Here is a 16,786-nt window from a genome sequence, read left to right on the forward strand (position 1 = left end):
CTGGCGTGTGTTCCAGCCGCAAGATCGAGCGCGCCACCCCTGACTCGGTGGCCTTCCGCTTCATCGCCGCTGACGCTGATCCCGATCACGATACCCTGGCCAGCTTCCGCCGCCGCTTTCTCGCCGAGCTGGCCGGCCTGTTCGTGCAGCTAGTGCACAAGGCGCAGGAAATGCGCACCACCGCGCCGGTCAGCCGGGTAAACACCTTTGCTCCCGGATGGCCACGACCGGCGGTCGCCTCGACGGCGACCGAAGGACCATTGGCAGGGTCCCATCCTCTGCCTGTCTCGGTGGTCGGACCCCGTCCACCGATCCGCTGATCACGAGGAGAAAACCATGGCGATACCCGCCCTTGAACTGAACGACGGCCGCCGCATCCCGCAACTCGGCCTGGGTGTGTTCCAGATCCCTCCGCAGGACACCGCCCGCGCGGTGACCAGCGCCTTGGAAATCGGCTACCGGCACATCGATACCGCGGCGATCTACCAGAACGAGGCCGGCGTCGGCGAGGCCATCACCGGCGCCGGGCTGCCGCGTGGCGAGCTGTTCGTCACCACCAAGCTGTGGAATGCCGAGCAGGGCTACGACAGCACCCTGGCCGCCTTCGATGCGAGCCTGAAGAGGCTCAAGCTCGACGACGTGGACCTCTACCTCATCCACTGGCCGTGCCCGCAGAAGGGCCAGTTCCTCGCCACCTGGAAGGCGTTGATCCGCCTCCGGGACGAAGGGCGGGCGAAGTCCATCGGGGTGTCCAACTTCCGCCCGCAGGACCTCGACCTGATCATCGGCGAGACTGGTGTGGTGCCGGCGGTCAACCAGATCGAACTACACCCCTACCTGCAGCAGCGGCAGCTGCGCGACTACCACGCGGCGAAGCGGATCGTCACCGAGGCCTGGAGCCCGCTGGCCCGTGGCGGCGAAATCCTTGATGACCCGGTGATCGCCGAGCTGGCCGCCCAGTACGGCAAGACCCCGGCCCAGGTGGTGCTGCGCTGGCACATCGACCACGGGCTGGTGATCTTTCCGAAATCGATGCATCGCGAACGGCTGCAGGAGAACTTCGCGCTGTTTGATTTCCGCCTGGAGGCCAGCGACCTCGCCCGCATCGACGGCCTGGAGCGCGGTCAGCGCATCGGCCCGGACCCATCCACCCTCAATTAAAGGACCTACCATGGACCACATCCGACTTGGCCGCACCGGCCTCAAGGTGTCGCGACTGTGCCTCGGCTGCATGACCTACGGCGTGCCCGAGCGCGGCACCCATCCCTGGACGCTGGACGAAGCAGCCAGCCGCCCGCTGCTCAAACAGGCGCTGGACATGGGCATCAATTTCTTCGACACGGCGAACATCTACTCGGACGGCACCAGCGAGGAGATCGTCGGCCGCGCATTGAAGGATTTCGCCCGCCGCGACGAGGTGGTCCTCGCCACCAAGGTGCATGGCGCGCTGCGCCCGGCGCCCAACGTCGGCGGGCTGTCGCGCAAGGCGATCATGAATGCCATCGACGACAGCCTGACCCGCCTGGGCACCGACTACGTGGACCTCTACCAGATCCACCGCTGGGACTACGAGACCCCCATCGAGGAGACCCTCGAAGCGCTGCACGACCTGGTCAAGGCCGGCAAGGTGCGCTACATCGGGGCCTCGTCGATGTACGCCTGGCAGTTCGCCAAGTCGCTGTACAGCGCCGACCTCCACGGCTGGACGCGCTTCGTCAGCATGCAGAACCACCTGAACCTGCTCAATCGCGAGGAAGAGCGCGAGATGCTGCCGCTGTGCAAGGACCAGGGCATCGGCGTGATCCCCTGGAGCCCGCTGGCCCGCGGCCGGCTGACCCGCGCCTGGGATGCCAGCAGCCAGCGCCAGGAGACCGACATCTTCGGCAAGACGCTCTACCGTCAGGCCGAGGACGCTGATCGCCAGGTGGTCGAGGCGGTGGCGCGGGTCGCCCAGCGGCATGGCGTGCCGCGCGCCCAGGTGGCGCTGGCCTGGCTGTTGCAGAAGAACGAGGTCACCGCACCGATCATCGGCGCCTCAAAGCCCCAGCACCTGGATGATGCGGTTGCGGCGCTGTCTCTTAAGCTTGGCAGTGAGGACATCGCCGAACTGGAGGGCCCTTACGTGCCTCATCCGGTGGTGGGCTACCAGTGACGACCCTGGGCGCCGAACGGCGCCCAGCATCCTCTTTGCGGGCCAGGAAGAGCGTGCAGCGCCGTCCACGTTTCAGGCTGTAGTCCAATGGCCTTGGCCAGGCTGCTGCCGTTGGCCACGCCTTGCCCCGTCAGGTGCAGCCAGTCGTGCAGGGCCTGTAGTTTGGGCAGGGCTTGCTGTTCACGCAGCAACTGCCGGGCGGCCGCATCGAGCGTGCGGGCGCGCCCTTCGATGGCAAGGATTTCGGCGATGCGCCGCAAGGCCTCGGCAGCCACCGGGCTTTGGTTGGCCGCATGCAGCTCGAGAAACTTGCGCCGGGCATGGGCCATGCAGCCGACCTCGGTGACGCCCAGGGCGAACAGCGCCTTGTAGCCGGCATGCCAGCTGCCCTTTCCAGTCGCTCAGAAAGGTGCGGGTCGCGGATTATGGCTGCCCAATGACGTGGTGCTCGTCGACGAGCGATTACGCAGCCCCATCGGCAAGCTGCAGAAGGCTCGGCTACGCCAGGATTCCACGACTATCGCTTGCCGGACGGCAACCGAGAGAAGCAGCGAGCCACGTGCTGTTCGTGCGCCGGCACATGGGCCTGTTCGTGTCGTGGCTGGTCGCACTGGCGGTGGCCTCGGCGACGACCTTGAGCCTGCCGCACGCGTTCAAGCAGATGATCGACCAAGGCTTCTCCAGCGCCAGTGGCGCCGATATCGACAAGGCCTTCCTCGCGTATTCGGCATGGTGGTGGTGCTGGCGCTGGCCAGTGCGGCCCGCTCATTAGCGCCGGACGCACCGCGTTGCTGGCGTCGGTGCGCATCGTGTGGCGACATCGGTCCTGCTTTGGTAGCCTAATCCATACGACCCGGGGCCGGACGCCGCTCCGGGCAACCTTCAATTGCACGGGCGAATAAAATGACCAATCGCAGCCTGCTTTCTTCCGCCCTGATCGGCGCCGTCGCCAGCGCCCGTTCGATGACCCCCATGGCCACCATCGCGGCGGCGCGCATGGCGGGCCGCGGCACCAGCGGCGAAGTGTTCCTGCTCGACCGCCCGCTATTCAAATACGGCGCGCTGGCCATGGGCGCGGGTGAATTGTACGGCGACAAGATGAAATCGGCGCCCGACCGCACCGTGTTCCTGGGCCTGCTGGCGCGCGTGATGAGCGCCGCGATCGCTGGCGCCGCGCTGGCGCCGCGCGGCCGTGAAAAGGCCGGGGCGGTGGTCGCGGTGGCCACCGCCGTGCCGCTGGCCTATGCCACGCTGGCCGGCCGCAAGAAGGCGATGGCGCAGATCGGCCAGACCAAGAGCGGCCTGATCGAAGACGCACTGGTGGTCGCGGCCGGCATTGCGGTGGTGACCCTGGCGACGCGCTCGCGGGTCGGCTGACGGCGTTCGTACGCGCCGCGACGGGCAGGGCGCCATGCCGGCGCCATGCCGGCGCCGTGTACGCACGATCGCGACGCCCCCACAGAAGGATCACCGGCTCCCTGACCCCGAAGATGCGTGCTGCGCCGGTCCTGACCGGCATGCCGACGGTGCTCGGGGCCTGGGCCGCATCTGCTGGCGCGCCGAATTTCGACCAAGACACAAGCCTTCCACCTTCCATCCTTAACTCGCCTGCTTCGGGTAGAGGAAATTCAAACGCCCTCTTCGGAAAGTCTGGCGGGTAGGCTGCGGTCACGCAAGCGCCGGTTTGGGCACGGATCGCGCGTCCGCGCGTGGGATCTCGGCACGGTGAGGCCGCCGATCCTGACAATCGGCGGGCATTTCGCACCGATTCCCAACAGCGGGCCGTGCGCAGTCCTGCGGGGTCTGGCCGCATCGTCGTCTTCCGGTTTTCACCCCCGATGCCTGCCCACCTTGGAAAAGGTCGTGCTGTTGCCCTATCTGAACCCTGCGGCGTCGCTGCCGGGCAGCCTGGCCTGGGAGGAGCTGGTCGCCCACGCCGCGCCGCCGCGGTTCGAGCAACTGCCCTTCGATCATCCGCTGTGGGTGGTGTACTCCTCGGGCACCACCGGCATGCCCAAACCCATCGTTCACGGCCACGGCGGTGCCCTGCTCGAGGGGCTCAAGGGCCATGCGCTGCACCTCGATCTGGGTCCCGAGGATCGCTTCATGTGGTTCACCACCACCGGCTGGATCATGTGGAATGCGCAGATCAGCGGATTGCTGGTGGGCGCGAGCATCTGCCTCTACGACGGCAATCCCGGCTATCCCGATCTCGGCACGCTGTGGCGCTTCGCCGAGGAGACCGGCATGACTTTCTTCGGCACCGGGGCGGCCTATTTCGGCAATTGCCAGAAGGCCGGCATCGAGCCCGGCAAGCTGGCCGACCTGAGCCGTCTGCGCAGTGTCGGTTCCACCGGCTCGCCCTTGCCTGAGGCGGGCTACCACTGGCTGCAGGCGCAGCTGGGCGACGTGCTGATCGCCGCCATCAGTGGCGGCACCGACGTGGCGGCCAACTTCGTCGGCGCCTGTCCGATCAAGCCGGTGATCGCCGGCGAAATGCAGTGCCGACCGCTCGGGGTGGCGACCCAGGCGCTGGATGACGACGGCAATGCGCTATTCGACGGCGTGGGCGAACTGGTGGTCAGCGCCCCGATGCCGTCGATGCCCCTCTACTTCTGGAACGACGAGGGCGACAGGCGCTATCGCGAAAGCTACTTCGAGATGTATCCCGGCCGCTGGCGCCACGGCGACTGGATCCGTATCACCCCGCGCGGTGGTGCCGTCATCTATGGGCGCTCGGACACCACCATCAACCGTCACGGCATCCGCATGGGCACCGCCGAGATCTACCGGGTGGTGGAGGAGTTTCCCGAGGTGCTCGATAGCCTGGTGGTGGATCTGGAGTACCTGGGCCGGGCGTCCTACATGCCGCTGTTCGTGGTGCTGCGAGCGGGTACTGTCCTGGATGCCGACCTGACCCTGCGCCTGAAGGCCGCCATTCGCGACAACCTGTCGGCGCGCCACGTGCCCAACGAGGTGATCGCCGTCACCGAAATCCCGCGCACCCTGATCGGCAAGAAAATGGAACTGCCGGTCAAAAAGCTGCTGCTGGGCATGCCATTGGATCAGGCGGCGAACCCCGATGCCATGGCCAATCCCGACAGCCTGGAATTCTTCCGACAGATGGCGCAGCAAGCGCCCTCCGGTACGTTCATCAGTGGCGGGCAAGGGTAATGGGCCAGTGCGGCGAGACCTGTTGTCTACGCTTAGGGAAACTTATTATGGACGCCTCCCGGAACTCAACAGGTAGCCATGCTGGCGTCTGGACATGCCGTCTTTGCTCGCGTGCTTGGAGGCTGGGCCGGGCGCGGCCAGGTCGGCGTTGATCTGCTGTGCACAAAAACCAAGGCTGCGGTACGCATTATTGGAGCGGCACGTCCTGAATGGCTGGCTCCAGGCGTGCCCGTGCCGCTGGCGGTGCCAGAGCAAGGCCATTGCGGTTGCCGAGGCGGCGTTCTGCGTCAGCCGCTAGCCCGGGGCAGGCGGGCGAGCGAGGTAGAGCAGTTCGCTGACGCGGTGCAGCAGGCCCTTGACCGGACAGGCGCTCGGCAGGTGCAACTTGATCCGGTCCTTGCATTGCACCACCCGCACGGCCAGTTTGAACAGCTTCAGGATGATCGACATCGGCTGCGCCCGGGCCAACTCGGTATGGCACAGTGTGTTCTCGCGCAGGTTGTGGATCAGGCAGTAGGCGGCGCAGGCATAGAACAGGCGCAGGTGGATGGCCAGGAACGCGTGATCAATGGTTCAGCAGGAAATGCCGTTACGCCTTTTTCATAGACCAATAGGCCGGCTTGAATAGATCCCGTTCACCGAGCAGCAGCACACCCGCCGCAAACGCACAGAGCACCAGCCCGATATACAGGCACAACTGCAACAGCCCTTGCGGTGAGGGTAACCCGTGCAGCGCCGCCGCAACAGTAACGGCTGTGGCGATCCAGCGGCCGAGAACACCTGGAGCCAGGCCTGCCGGCGACGCGCGATAAACGTATAGCCCCATGAAAAGCGCCTGCAAGGTCACGCCGCCCGAGAACGCAACCGCCAGGCCTTCGGCGCCATATGGACCGTAGAGCAGCGCATCGAGGCCGATCGTAAATGCGGAACTGACCAGCATGATCATCAGGAACAACCGAGATTGGTGCTGCGCTAAAAGGGCGCGTCCCCATAGCAGCGCCAAGCCCATCGCAGGCAGACCGAGGGCATACAGAACCACCAGCGAGGCCGTGGCGTCGGTTTGCGTTGCGCCGAACTGACCCCGTTCCAGTAGTACCGAGACCACCGGTTGCGGGAATGAACAGAGCACGACGGACGCCGGGACCAGGAACAGCAGCGTCGCCAGCAAGCCCTTGCGTATAACGGCAGCATGGCCGCTGAGGTCGCCATCATTCCAGCTTGAGACGAAGCGGGGGAAGAGCACCGAAAGTACCGACAGGGCGTAGAGCGTGAGCGGAATGGTGACGATGCGAAACGCAAACGACAGCATCGTGATGCTGCCCTCCTCCAGGTAGGAGGCGAACATCCGCTCGGCAAGAATGCAGGCTTGTTGCGCCCCAGCCGCCAGCAGTACTGGCGCGAACGCGAGACCGAAGCCACCTGCATGCCCCTTCGTCTCGACGTTGTTGCCGCCGCGCAGGCAGGCGATACGCCGATGCTGGACCAGAATCAACGCCAGCTGGGGCAGCAGCATGCCAATGAAGATCACCATGCCGGTGGGTTGGAACAGCAGGATGCCAACGATCGCGCCAGCGTTGAGCAGCACCGTACGTGTCATCGGCAGGATGAACACCTCATCCATGTTGAGCAGCGCACCCTGGCAATACAAAACAGCTTGAACAGCGACCAGCACCGCCCCTACGCAGAATACGATCTGGCCGGCGGCAACCTGAGCGTCCGTCCAGCCGGGCGCCAGCATGTTCAGAATCCAATAGCTTGCAATGATGGCGAGGGCACTCACGGCTGCGCCCATGAGCATGACCCGCCAATAGAGCCAGCGGCTGACGGCTTCAAACAAGGCTTCGGATTGGCTGCGCAGCTTTTGCAGGTACGGAATCATTGCGTCGCGCAGGGCGAGACCGAGGAAGTTCTCGAAAAACATCGGCAGGATCAATGCGACGAAAATCAGGTCCGCTTCCCAGCTCAGTCCGAAGGACTTGGCGATGAACAGGTCGCGTAGAAAACCCAGTAGAAAGCTGGCGACGGTTAACGCCAGGATGACCAGTGATGTGTTCATTCCTTGATCCTGTGCAGGCCATTATCGGACGGACTGATAAATAGTGGCATATCCCATCGTGTGCAGGTGGTCCGGTACGCCACCCTTGTCAGGCACCGAGCGAACGGTACATAGACTGAATGGCTCAAGCATGGTTCCTGCGCCACTGCTGCGTGTTATCCGATCGGTTTTGGTTGCGACAACGCCGGTTACGTAAAAATGCCGTAAATCCCCTTTGCGAGCGGAGCGCGACTGCTTATGGTTCACGCTCATTTTCAGGCGAACCCAGTTCATGTCCGAGGCAACTCCTTCTTTCGCCGGCTCCGTGTGGCGTTGGCTAATCATCGGCGGCGTGGTGGTTGCGATTGCGCTGCTGCTCTGGTGGCTATGGCCAACCACCGCCGAGCGGCCGTCACAGCGAGCGGGCGGTCGGCCAGCGTTCGGTGCCTTCGGCGGCCCGACGCCGGTGCGGGTTGCCCCGGTGGAGCAAGGTCCATTCGAGGTTTATGCCAAGGCGCTCGGCACCGTCACGCCGTTGAATACGGTCAACGTGCGCAGCCGCGTGGCGGGAGAGCTGGTCGAGGTGCGATTCGAGGAGGGCCAGCGAGTCAAGGCCGGCGACCTGCTTGCCGTCATCGACCCTCGCGCTTATGAGGTGGCGCTGCAGCAGGCCGAAGGCACCCTCCAGCAGAACCGCGCCTTGTTGCAGAACGCGCAGATCGATCTTGATCGCTATCGAGGCCTGTTCGCCGACGACAGCATTGCCAAACAGACGCTCGATACGCAGCAGGCATTGGTGAATCAATACAAAGGAACACTCGCCGCCAACCAGGCCGCCGTCAACGAGGCCAAGCTGAACCTGCAGTTCACCCAAATCCGCGCGCCGATCAACGGTCGCGTCGGCCTGCGTCAGCTGGATCAAGGCAACCTTGTGGCGGCCAACGACACCACGCCGTTGGTCGTCATTACCCAGACCCAACCCATGGCGATCAGTTTTACCCTGCCTGAAAGCGAGTTGCCGCCGGTCATTGCCCGGTTCCGCGGCGGTGAACAGTTGTCCGTACAGGCCTGGGACCGTGGCGAACGCATCCTGCTCGGTGAAGGTGTACTGGAAAGCGTCGATAACCTGATTGATACGACCACCGGCACGCTGAAGATGAAGGCGCGCTTCGATAACGAGGCCGAACTGCTGATACCGAACCAGTTCGTCAACGTTCGCCTGCGTGTGGAAACCCTGCCTGATGCGGTCCTGATTCCCTCGGCCGCACTGCAGTTCGGCTCGCGGGGCAATTACGTGTACGTCGTCGGCGAGGACTCCAAGGTAGAGCTGCGCGTTCTCGAAGTAGGCCCAGGCAACGGCGACCAAACGGTCATCACCAGCGACTTGAGCGTCGGCGAGCGAATCGTCATGGAGGGCACCGACCGCCTGCGCGACGGCAGCGAAGTCGAAGTGGTGGACCGTCAGAAGCTCGCCGAAGAGGCGGCTGAGAATCCGAAGGTTGAGCCTCAGAGCGCCAAGGAGCGTCCAGCGCGATGAACATCTCGCGGCTGTTCATCCTTCGGCCCGTGGCAACCACCCTGACGATGATCGCGATCCTGCTGGCCGGCTTGATTGCCTACCGCATGCTGCCGGTTTCGGCATTGCCGCAGGTGGACTATCCGACCATTCGGGTGATGACGCTGTATCCCGGGGCCAGCCCGGAAGTCATGACCAGCGCCGTGACGGCTCCGCTGGAGCGCCAGTTCGGGCAGATGCCAGGCCTGACGCAGATGTCGTCCACCAGCTCCGGCGGCGCTTCGGTGATCACCCTGCGTTTCTCGCTCGAAGTCGAGCTGGACGTGGCCGAGCAGGAAGTCCAGGCCGCTATCAACGCCGGAAGCAATCTGCTGCCCAACGATCTGCCGGCACCGCCGGTGTACAATAAGGTCAACCCGGCGGACACCCCGGTCATGACGCTGGCCATCACCTCGGAAAGCCTGGCCCTGCCGGAGCTGCACGACCTGGTCGACACGCGCATGGCGCAGAAGCTCGCGCAGATCAGTGGCGTGGGCATGGTCAGCATCGCCGGAGGCCAGCGCCCTGCAGTGCGTATTCGAGTCAATCCGGAGGCGCTTGCATCTTACGGTCTGTCCCTCGCTGACGTACGCTCATTGGTAACCAGCTCCAACGTCAATCAGCCCAAGGGTAATTTCGACGGCCCGACGCGCGTCTCGATGCTCGATGCCAACGATCAGCTGAAAACCCCGGAGGAATACGCCGAACTCATTTTGGCCTACGAGGATGGCGCGACACTCCGCTTGAAGGATGTCGCCGACATCATCGACGGCGCCGAGAACGAGCGCCTCGCGGCCTGGGCCAATCAGAGCCAGGCAGTCCTGCTGAACATCCAGCGCCAGCCCGGCGCCAACGTGATCGAAGTGGTCGAGCGCATTCAGGCACTGCTGCCAGAGATCACGGCGAGCATGCCGTCCGGCCTGGACGTGGCGGTGCTCACCGATCGAACGCAGACGATCCGGGCCGCCATCACTGATGTCCAGCATGAATTGCTGATGGCAACGCTTCTGGTGGTAATGGTCACCTTCGTTTTCCTCAAGCGCTTGTCAGCGACCATCATTCCGTCCATTGCGGTGCCGCTGTCGCTGATCGGTACCTTTGCCGTGATGCACCTCGCCGGTTTTTCGCTGAACAACCTGACGTTGATGGCGCTGACCATTGCGACCGGGTTCGTGGTGGACGACGCCATTGTCATGCTCGAAAACATCGCTCGCCATCTGGAAGAGGGCGAGACGCCGCTGCAAGCCGCACTCAAGGGGGCCAAGCAGATCGGTTTCACCTTGATATCGCTGACGCTGTCGTTGATTGCCGTGCTGATTCCGCTGCTGTTCATGCAGGACGTGGTGGGGCGTCTGTTCCGTGAGTTCGCCATCACCCTGGCCGTCGCGATCCTGATCTCGCTGGTGGTCTCGCTGACACTGACGCCGATGATGTGTGCCAAGTTGCTCAAGCCCGCCGCGGCTGAAAAATCGGCACCGGGCTGGGTCGAGCGGCTGATTGGCGGTTATGCACGTTGGCTGACCTGGGTGTTGGGCCACCAGACGCTGACCTTGCTGGTCGCCGTGGCCACGCTTGGGCTTACGGTGATGCTGTATCTGGCGGTGCCGAAGGGCTTCTTTCCGGTGCAGGACACCGGGGTGATACAGGGCATCAGTGAGGCCCCTCAATCCATCTCCTTCCGGGCCATGAGCGAGCGCCAGCAATCGCTGTCCCGGGTGATTCTCGCGGACCCCGCTGTGGCCAGCCTGTCGTCCTACATAGGCGTTGATGGCGATAACGTAACGCTTAACAGCGGGCGGATGCTGATCAATCTCAAGCCTCACGATGAACGCGATGTCACCGCCAGCCAGGTCATCGACCGGTTGCGGCCGGAGCTGGCCAAACTGCCGGGCATCGAGCTGTACATGCAGCCGGTGCAGGACCTGTCCATCGAAGATCGGGTCAGTCGCACGCAGTTCCAGTTCAGTCTGGAGTCGCCCGACGGAGAACTGCTCGAAGAATGGACCCCGCGCCTGGTTGCAGCTTTGCGCGAGCGTCCGGAACTGACCGATGTCGCGAGCGACCTGCAAAGCGATGGCCTGCAGATCTTCCTGGATATCGACCGAGATGCGGCGGCGCGCCTGGGTATTCAGGTCTCGGCGATCACCGATGCGTTATATGACGCATTCGGTCAACGGCAGATTTCCACGATTTTCACTCAAGCCAGTCAGTACCGCGTGGTGCTCGAGGCGGAGGCAGGCGACCGTCTCGGCGCGCAGGCGCTGGACCGGTTGTTCGTGCAGAGCGAAGGCGGCACGCCGGTCAGGTTGTCGAGCTTGGCAACGCTTGAACAACGCAACGCGCCCCTGCTGATCAACCACATCGGCCAGTTTCCGGCGGTGACGCTGTCGTTCAACCTGGCCGATGGCGTTTCGCTGGGCAAGGCGGTGGACGTCATCGAGGGCGTCGAGGCGGAAATCGGCTTGCCTGCTGGAATCCAGAGCCGCTTCCAGGGCGCCGCCGAAGCGTTCCGCGCCTCGCTGTCGAGCACGCTGCTGTTGATCCTCGCGGCGGTGGTCACCATGTACATCGTGCTGGGTGTGCTCTACGAGAGCTACATCCACCCGATCACCATTCTGTCGACGCTGCCCTCGGCTGCCGTCGGTGCCTTGCTGGCGTTGCTGTTGACCGGCAACGATCTGGGGTTGATCGCCATCATCGGCATCATCCTGTTGATTGGCATCGTCAAGAAGAATGCCATCATGATGATCGACTTCGCCCTGGAGGCCGAGCGCAATCAGGGCATGAGTCCGCAGGACGCGATCTATCGCGCCGCCTTGCTACGCTTCCGACCGATCCTGATGACGACCCTGGCGGCGCTGTTCGGCGCGGTACCGCTGATGCTCGCCTCGGGCTCCGGGGCCGAGCTGCGTCAGCCGCTGGGGCTGGTGCTGGTCGGCGGTCTGCTGCTCAGCCAGTTGCTGACGCTGTTTACCACGCCAGTGATCTACCTGTTCTTCGATCGGCTGGGCAATCGCTTTGCTCGTAAGGACGCGGCCGGGCAGAAGGCGCGCGTATGAGCTGCAAGCTGCAAGCCTCAAGCTGCAAGAGAAGAGCAGTGCATCCTGTACCGCGCATTTCGTCCAGCCAGCTGCGAGCCGCCTTTAACTTGAAGCTTGAAGCTTGCGGCTTGCAGCTATGAACCTGTCCGCCCCCTTTATCGCGCGCCCGGTCGCCACCATGCTGATGAGCCTGGCGATTCTATTGCTGGGAGGGGTCAGCTTCGGTCTATTGCCGGTATCGCCGCTGCCGAACATGGATTTCCCGGTGATTACGGTACAGGCCAGCCTGCCCGGCGCCAGCCCGGAAATCATGGCATCCAGCGTGGCGACGCCGTTGGAGCGCTCCCTTGGGAGTATCGCAGGCGTCAGCCAGATGAGCAGTCGCAGCAGTCAGGGCTCGACGCGCATCATCATCCAGTTCGATCTGGAGCGGGATATCAATGGTGCCGCCCGCGATGTTCAGGCGGCAATCAACGCTTCGCGCAATCTGTTGCCCAGCGGGATGCGCAGCATGCCGACCTACCGCAAGATCAACCCTGCACAAGCACCAATCATGGTGCTGTCGCTAACCTCCGACGTGCTCAACAAGGGGCAGCTTTACGACATCGGCTCGACAATCTTGGCGCAGAAGTTGTCGCAGGTTCCAGGCGTGGGCGAGGTGCAGGTGGGCGGGAGTTCGTTGCCTGCGGTGCGGGTCGAGCTGCAGCCGCAGCAGCTCGAGCAGTACGGCGTCTCGCTCGATGAGGTGCGCAATACCATCGCCAATGCGAATGTTCGGCGACCCAAGGGGATGGTCGAAGACGACCATCGCCACTGGCAGGTGCAGGCCAGCGACCAACTGCATGAAGCCGCTGACTATTTGCCGCTGATCATCCGTTATCAGGACGGCGCGGCGCTGCGTCTGAGCGATGTGGCGAAGGTCAGAGACGGGGTTGAAGATCGCTATAACGACGGTTTCTTTAACAACGACCGTGCCGTACTGCTGGTGATCAACCGCCAGGCCGGCGCCAATATCATCGACACCATCGAGGGCATTCGCAACGAGCTGCCGGCACTGCAGGCGATCGTGCCCGGCAGCGTCAACATGGCAGTGGCGATGGATCGTTCCCCGGTCATCCGTGCCACCCTCCACGAGGCCGAACGGACCTTGCTGATCGCGGTGGGCCTGGTGATCGTGCTGGTATTTCTCTTTCTTGGCCGGTTGCGTACCGCGCTGATTCCGGCACTGGCGGTGCCGGTTTCGCTGGTTGGCACCTTTGCCGTCATGTACCTGTTCGGCTTCTCGCTCAATGTGCTGTCGCTGATGGCCTTGATCCTCGCCGCCGGGCTGGTGGTGGATGACGCGATCGTGGTGCTGGAGAACATTGCACGGCACATCGATGATGGCGTCCCACCGGTGCGTGCCGCCTACATCGGGACCCGTGAGGTCGGCTTTACCCTGCTGTCGATGAACCTCTCGCTGGTGGTCGTATTCGTCTCGATCCTGTTCATGGGCGGCATTGTCGAGCGGCTGTTCCGCGAGTTCTCCATCACCCTGGCAGCGGCGATTCTGGTCTCGCTGCTGGTCTCGCTGACGTTGACGCCAATGCTCTGCGCGCGCTGGCTGAAGCCTAACCAGCCGGAGCATGACGGTCGTCTGCATCGCTGGAGCCACAAGGCCCACCAGTGGTTGTTAGGCAATTACGACAGGTCCCTGGGCTGGGCGCTGCGGCATCATCGGATCACGCTGTTGACCTTGCTGGCGACCATTGGGCTCAACGTCTTTCTGTATGTCCAGGTTCCGAAAACCTTTCTCCCGCAGCAGGACACCGGCCAGCTGACCGGCTTCATTCGCGGCGACGATGGCCTGTCGTTCCAGGTCATGCAGCCGAAGATGGAGACCTACCGCAAGGCAGTGCTGGCCGATCCGGCCGTGGAAAGCGTGGCAGGCTTCATTGGCGGGCAGGGTGGTATCAACAATGCCTTCATGATCGTCCGGCTCAAGCCGCTGGATGAACGCAAGATTTCTGCGCAAAAGGTGATCGAGCGTATTCGCCAGAATCAACCGAAGGTACCGGGTGGTCGGATGTTTTTGATGGCCGATCAGGATTTGCAGTTCGGGGGCGGTCGGCAGAGCAGCTCGGCCTATTCCTACAACCTGCTGGCCAGCGATCTGGCCGATCTCCGAACCTGGGTGCCGCAAGTGACCCGAGCGTTGATGGCCTTGCCAGAGCTGACCAGCATCGACGCCAATGAAGGTGAGGGCGCACTGCAGATCAGCCTGAACATCGACCGCGATGCCGCCAAGCGGCTCGGCATCGACATGAGCACCGTGACGACGATGCTCAACAATGCCTTCAGCCAGCGGCAGATCTCCACCATCTACGAATCGCTGAACCAGTACCGGGTGGTGATGGAGATCGACCCGAGCTACGCCCAACATCCGGAAGTACTGGAGCAGATTCAGGTGATCACCAGCGATGGCCTACGTGTCCCGCTGGCAGCCTTTGCACGTTATGAGCGTAGCCTCGAGGAAGATCGGGTCAGTCACGACGGGCAGTTCGCGGCCGAGAACATCGATTTCGACCTGGCGCCCGGCGTCAGCCTGGACCAGGCGATGCGGGCGATCGAACGTGCCGTTGCCGCGATCGGTCTGCCGAGCGAGGTCCAGGGCCGCCTGGGCGGTACGGGTGACGTCTTCCAGTCTACGCAGGACAGCCAGCCGCTGATGATTCTGGGCGCGTTGCTGCTCGTCTACATCGTGCTGGGTATCCTGTACGAGAGTTATGTCCACCCGCTGACGATCCTGTCCACACTGCCTTCAGCCGGTGTTGGCGCGTTGCTGGCCATTATTCTGACGGGCGAAGAGTTCAGCCTGATTTCGCTGCTCGGGCTGTTCCTGCTCATCGGCGTGGTGAAAAAGAACGCGATTCTGATGGTCGATCTGGCGCTGCAGTTCGAGCGTAACGATCATCTGGCACCGGACGAGTCGATTCGCCGGGCTTGCCTGTTGCGTTTTCGGCCGATCCTGATGACCACCATGGCGGCGATCCTTGGCGCATTGCCGCTGCTGCTCGGAGGTGCGGAGGGGGCAGAAATGCGCCAGCCGTTGGGCCTGACCATCATTGGTGGCCTGATCCTCAGCCAGATCCTCACGCTCTACACCACGCCAGTGGTCTACCTCTATCTGGACCGTGCGCGCCACCGTTTCAACCGCTGGCGCGGTGTACGTACCGACGCCGCCCTGGAAAGTCCGCTATGAGTTCGTTGTCCCGGGAAAACTCCCTCCGCACGCTGGCTCTCGTCATCCTGACTGTTTCTCTAGGTGCCTGCACCCTGGGTCCAGACTACCAGCGGCCCGAGCCGCCAATGGCCGCGCAATTCAAGCAGGCCGAAGGTTGGAAGGTCGCCAACCCGGCCGACATGCTGGAGCGCGGCAGTTGGTGGCGGCTATACGGTGATGCCAAGTTGGCTGCCTTGGTCGAACGGCTGAATGTCTCCAACCAGAACCTGGCGGCGGCCGAAGCGCAGTACCGCCAGGCGCGCGCGCTGGTGCGCGGGGCTCGCTCTCAGCTGTTCCCGACAGTGGCGGGCAGCGCCGGCGCGACGCGTGCCGGACAGGGTCGTTCGACCAGCTCAGCCGAACAGAGCGGAAGCGGCCTCAGCGGCATCAGCGAGAGTTACAGCGTGGGGCTCGATGCGGCCTGGGAGCTGGACATCTGGGGTCGTCTGCGACGCAACCTTGAAGCCAATCGAGCCAACATGCAGGCCACAGCTGCGGATCTCGCTGCTGTGCGGCTGAGCCTGCAATCCGAACTGGTCCAGACCTATTTGCAGTTGCGCGTGATGGACGAACAGCAGCGGCTACTGAACCAGACGGTCGAAGCCTTTGCGCGATCATTGCGCCTCACTGAAAACCAGTATCGTGCGGGCATCGTGCCGAAGTCAGATGTGACCCAGGCGCTGACTCAGCTCAGAACCACGGAGGCTCAGGCCATCGACCTGCGATGGCAACGGGCCCAGATGGAGCATGCCATTGCGGTGCTGATAGGGGTACCACCGGCGGAGCTGGACATCGAGGAACGTGATGAACTCCCCGATTTGCCAACAGTGCCGCTGGCCCTGCCTTCGCAATTGCTCGAACGCCGCCCGGATATCGCGTCGGCTGAACGGCAAGTGATTGCGGCGAATGCGCAAATGGGCGTGGCCGAAGCCGCCTGGTATCCGGACCTGACACTGAACGCGAGCGGTGGCTATCGAAACAGCAGCTTTAGCGACCTGATCAGTCTACCCAACCGCTTCTGGTCGCTGGGCCCGCAGTTGGCCGCCACACTGCTCGATTTCGGTGGCCGGCGTGCCGATCTCGAAGCGGCAGAGGCCAACTATGACCTGACGGTGGCCAATTACCGTCAGACCGTGCTCGACAGCTTCCGTGAGGTTGAGGACAACCTGGTGCAATTGCGCGACCTCGCCGCCGAAGCGGTGGTTCAACGGCAAGCCCTGGAAGCGGCGCAGGAATCGCTGCGTCTGATCCAGAACCAGTACCGCGCCGGTACAGTCGACTTCCTCAGCGTCGCCACCATGCAAACCAGCGCCCTGAACAACGAGCGCACCTACCTGACCCTGCTGGGCGATCAGCTCGCTGCCAGCGTTCAACTGATCGCAGCGTTGGGCGGCGGTTGGGAAGACACGCAGCTCGATTTCGAACCGGTGCTGGAGACGCCTGAACGCTGATAACTCAACGGCGCCAACGCGCGGGCCCAAATGCCATGGGTGGCTGGCGGAGTGTGCGCTGCGTATAGAGGGGTCGGTAATCTCGCCGAGCGGCGTTGGGGAAACCGCGGCGTTGC

Annotated in this window: 10 protein-coding genes and 3 pseudogenes; 10 read left to right on the plus strand and 3 right to left on the minus strand. The window is 63.5% G+C overall.

The annotated features are described in order from the left end of the window. The 3 genes and pseudogenes from NA637_RS03270 to NA637_RS03280 form a co-directional block, all read left to right on the plus strand. Positions 1 to 170, plus strand: a pseudogene (locus tag NA637_RS03270) (transposase); the annotation flags it as partial. 166 nt (positions 171 to 336) lie between these two features. Then, the gene (locus tag NA637_RS03275) at positions 337 to 1,161 is read left to right on the plus strand and encodes an aldo/keto reductase (protein ID WP_256070980.1); all 825 of its coding nucleotides are present in this window, start codon (positions 337 to 339) and stop codon (positions 1,159 to 1,161) included. A gap of 10 nt (positions 1,162 to 1,171) precedes the next feature. Then, the gene (locus NA637_RS03280) at positions 1,172 to 2,152 is read left to right on the plus strand and encodes an aldo/keto reductase (protein WP_256070981.1); all 981 of its coding nucleotides are present in this window, start codon (positions 1,172 to 1,174) and stop codon (positions 2,150 to 2,152) included. On the opposite strand, the pseudogene NA637_RS03285 reads toward NA637_RS03280, so the two are convergent. Next, positions 2,143 to 2,517, minus strand: a pseudogene (locus NA637_RS03285) (IS66 family transposase); the annotation flags it as partial. The gene NA637_RS03280 and the pseudogene NA637_RS03285 overlap by 10 nt on opposite strands. 194 nt (positions 2,518 to 2,711) lie before the next feature. Here NA637_RS03285 and NA637_RS03290 point away from each other — a divergent pair. The 3 genes from NA637_RS03290 (at position 2,712) to NA637_RS03300 (ending at position 5,326) form a co-directional block, all read left to right on the plus strand. Further along, complete coding sequence (locus NA637_RS03290) at positions 2,712 to 2,924, plus strand: hypothetical protein (RefSeq protein ID WP_256070982.1); 213 nt, start codon at positions 2,712 to 2,714, stop codon at positions 2,922 to 2,924. A 131-nt stretch (positions 2,925 to 3,055) separates the two neighbouring features. After that, the gene (locus NA637_RS03295; RefSeq protein ID WP_256070983.1) at positions 3,056 to 3,529 is read left to right on the plus strand and encodes a hypothetical protein; all 474 of its coding nucleotides are present in this window, start codon (positions 3,056 to 3,058) and stop codon (positions 3,527 to 3,529) included. A 348-nt stretch (positions 3,530 to 3,877) separates the two neighbouring features. Next, on the plus strand, positions 3,878 to 5,326 hold the full coding sequence (locus NA637_RS03300; RefSeq protein WP_256070984.1) for an acetoacetate--CoA ligase: 1,449 nt from the start codon (positions 3,878 to 3,880) through the stop codon (positions 5,324 to 5,326). Positions 5,327 to 5,620: 294 nt separating this feature from the next. Here NA637_RS03300 and NA637_RS03305 read toward each other — a convergent pair. Together NA637_RS03305 and NA637_RS03310 are read right to left on the minus strand one after the other, a co-directional pair. Beyond that, positions 5,621 to 5,899: pseudogene (locus tag NA637_RS03305) on the minus strand (transposase); the annotation flags it as partial. Positions 5,900 to 5,915: 16 nt separating this feature from the next. Beyond that, positions 5,916 to 7,382 (minus strand): lipid II flippase MurJ, encoded by a 1,467-nt coding sequence (locus NA637_RS03310; protein ID WP_256070985.1) that lies wholly within the window; start codon positions 7,380 to 7,382, stop codon positions 5,916 to 5,918. Positions 7,383 to 7,653: 271 nt separating this feature from the next. On the opposite strand from NA637_RS03310, the gene NA637_RS03315 reads away from it, so the two are divergent. The 4 genes from NA637_RS03315 (at position 7,654) to NA637_RS03330 (ending at position 16,670) form a co-directional block, all read left to right on the plus strand. Next, on the plus strand, positions 7,654 to 8,898 hold the full coding sequence (locus tag NA637_RS03315) for an MdtA/MuxA family multidrug efflux RND transporter periplasmic adaptor subunit (protein ID WP_256070986.1): 1,245 nt from the start codon (positions 7,654 to 7,656) through the stop codon (positions 8,896 to 8,898). Further along, positions 8,895 to 11,975, plus strand: coding sequence for an MdtB/MuxB family multidrug efflux RND transporter permease subunit (locus NA637_RS03320; RefSeq protein WP_256070987.1), 3,081 nt, complete (start codon positions 8,895 to 8,897; stop codon positions 11,973 to 11,975). The genes NA637_RS03315 and NA637_RS03320 overlap by 4 nt, the downstream gene beginning before the upstream one ends. A gap of 118 nt (positions 11,976 to 12,093) precedes the next feature. Further along, entirely contained in the window at positions 12,094 to 15,198 is a 3,105-nt protein-coding gene (locus NA637_RS03325; RefSeq protein ID WP_256070988.1) for an efflux RND transporter permease subunit, read from the plus strand. Next, positions 15,195 to 16,670: an efflux transporter outer membrane subunit gene (locus NA637_RS03330; RefSeq protein WP_256070989.1), complete on the plus strand. Its 1,476-nt coding sequence runs from the start codon at positions 15,195 to 15,197 to the stop codon at positions 16,668 to 16,670. Before NA637_RS03325 ends, NA637_RS03330 begins: the two co-directional genes overlap by 4 nt. Positions 16,671 to 16,786: the final 116 nt, after the last annotated feature.

The sequence above is a fragment of the Stutzerimonas stutzeri genome, from assembly GCF_024448935.1.
Lineage (GTDB): Bacteria > Pseudomonadota > Gammaproteobacteria > Pseudomonadales > Pseudomonadaceae > Stutzerimonas > Stutzerimonas stutzeri_AO.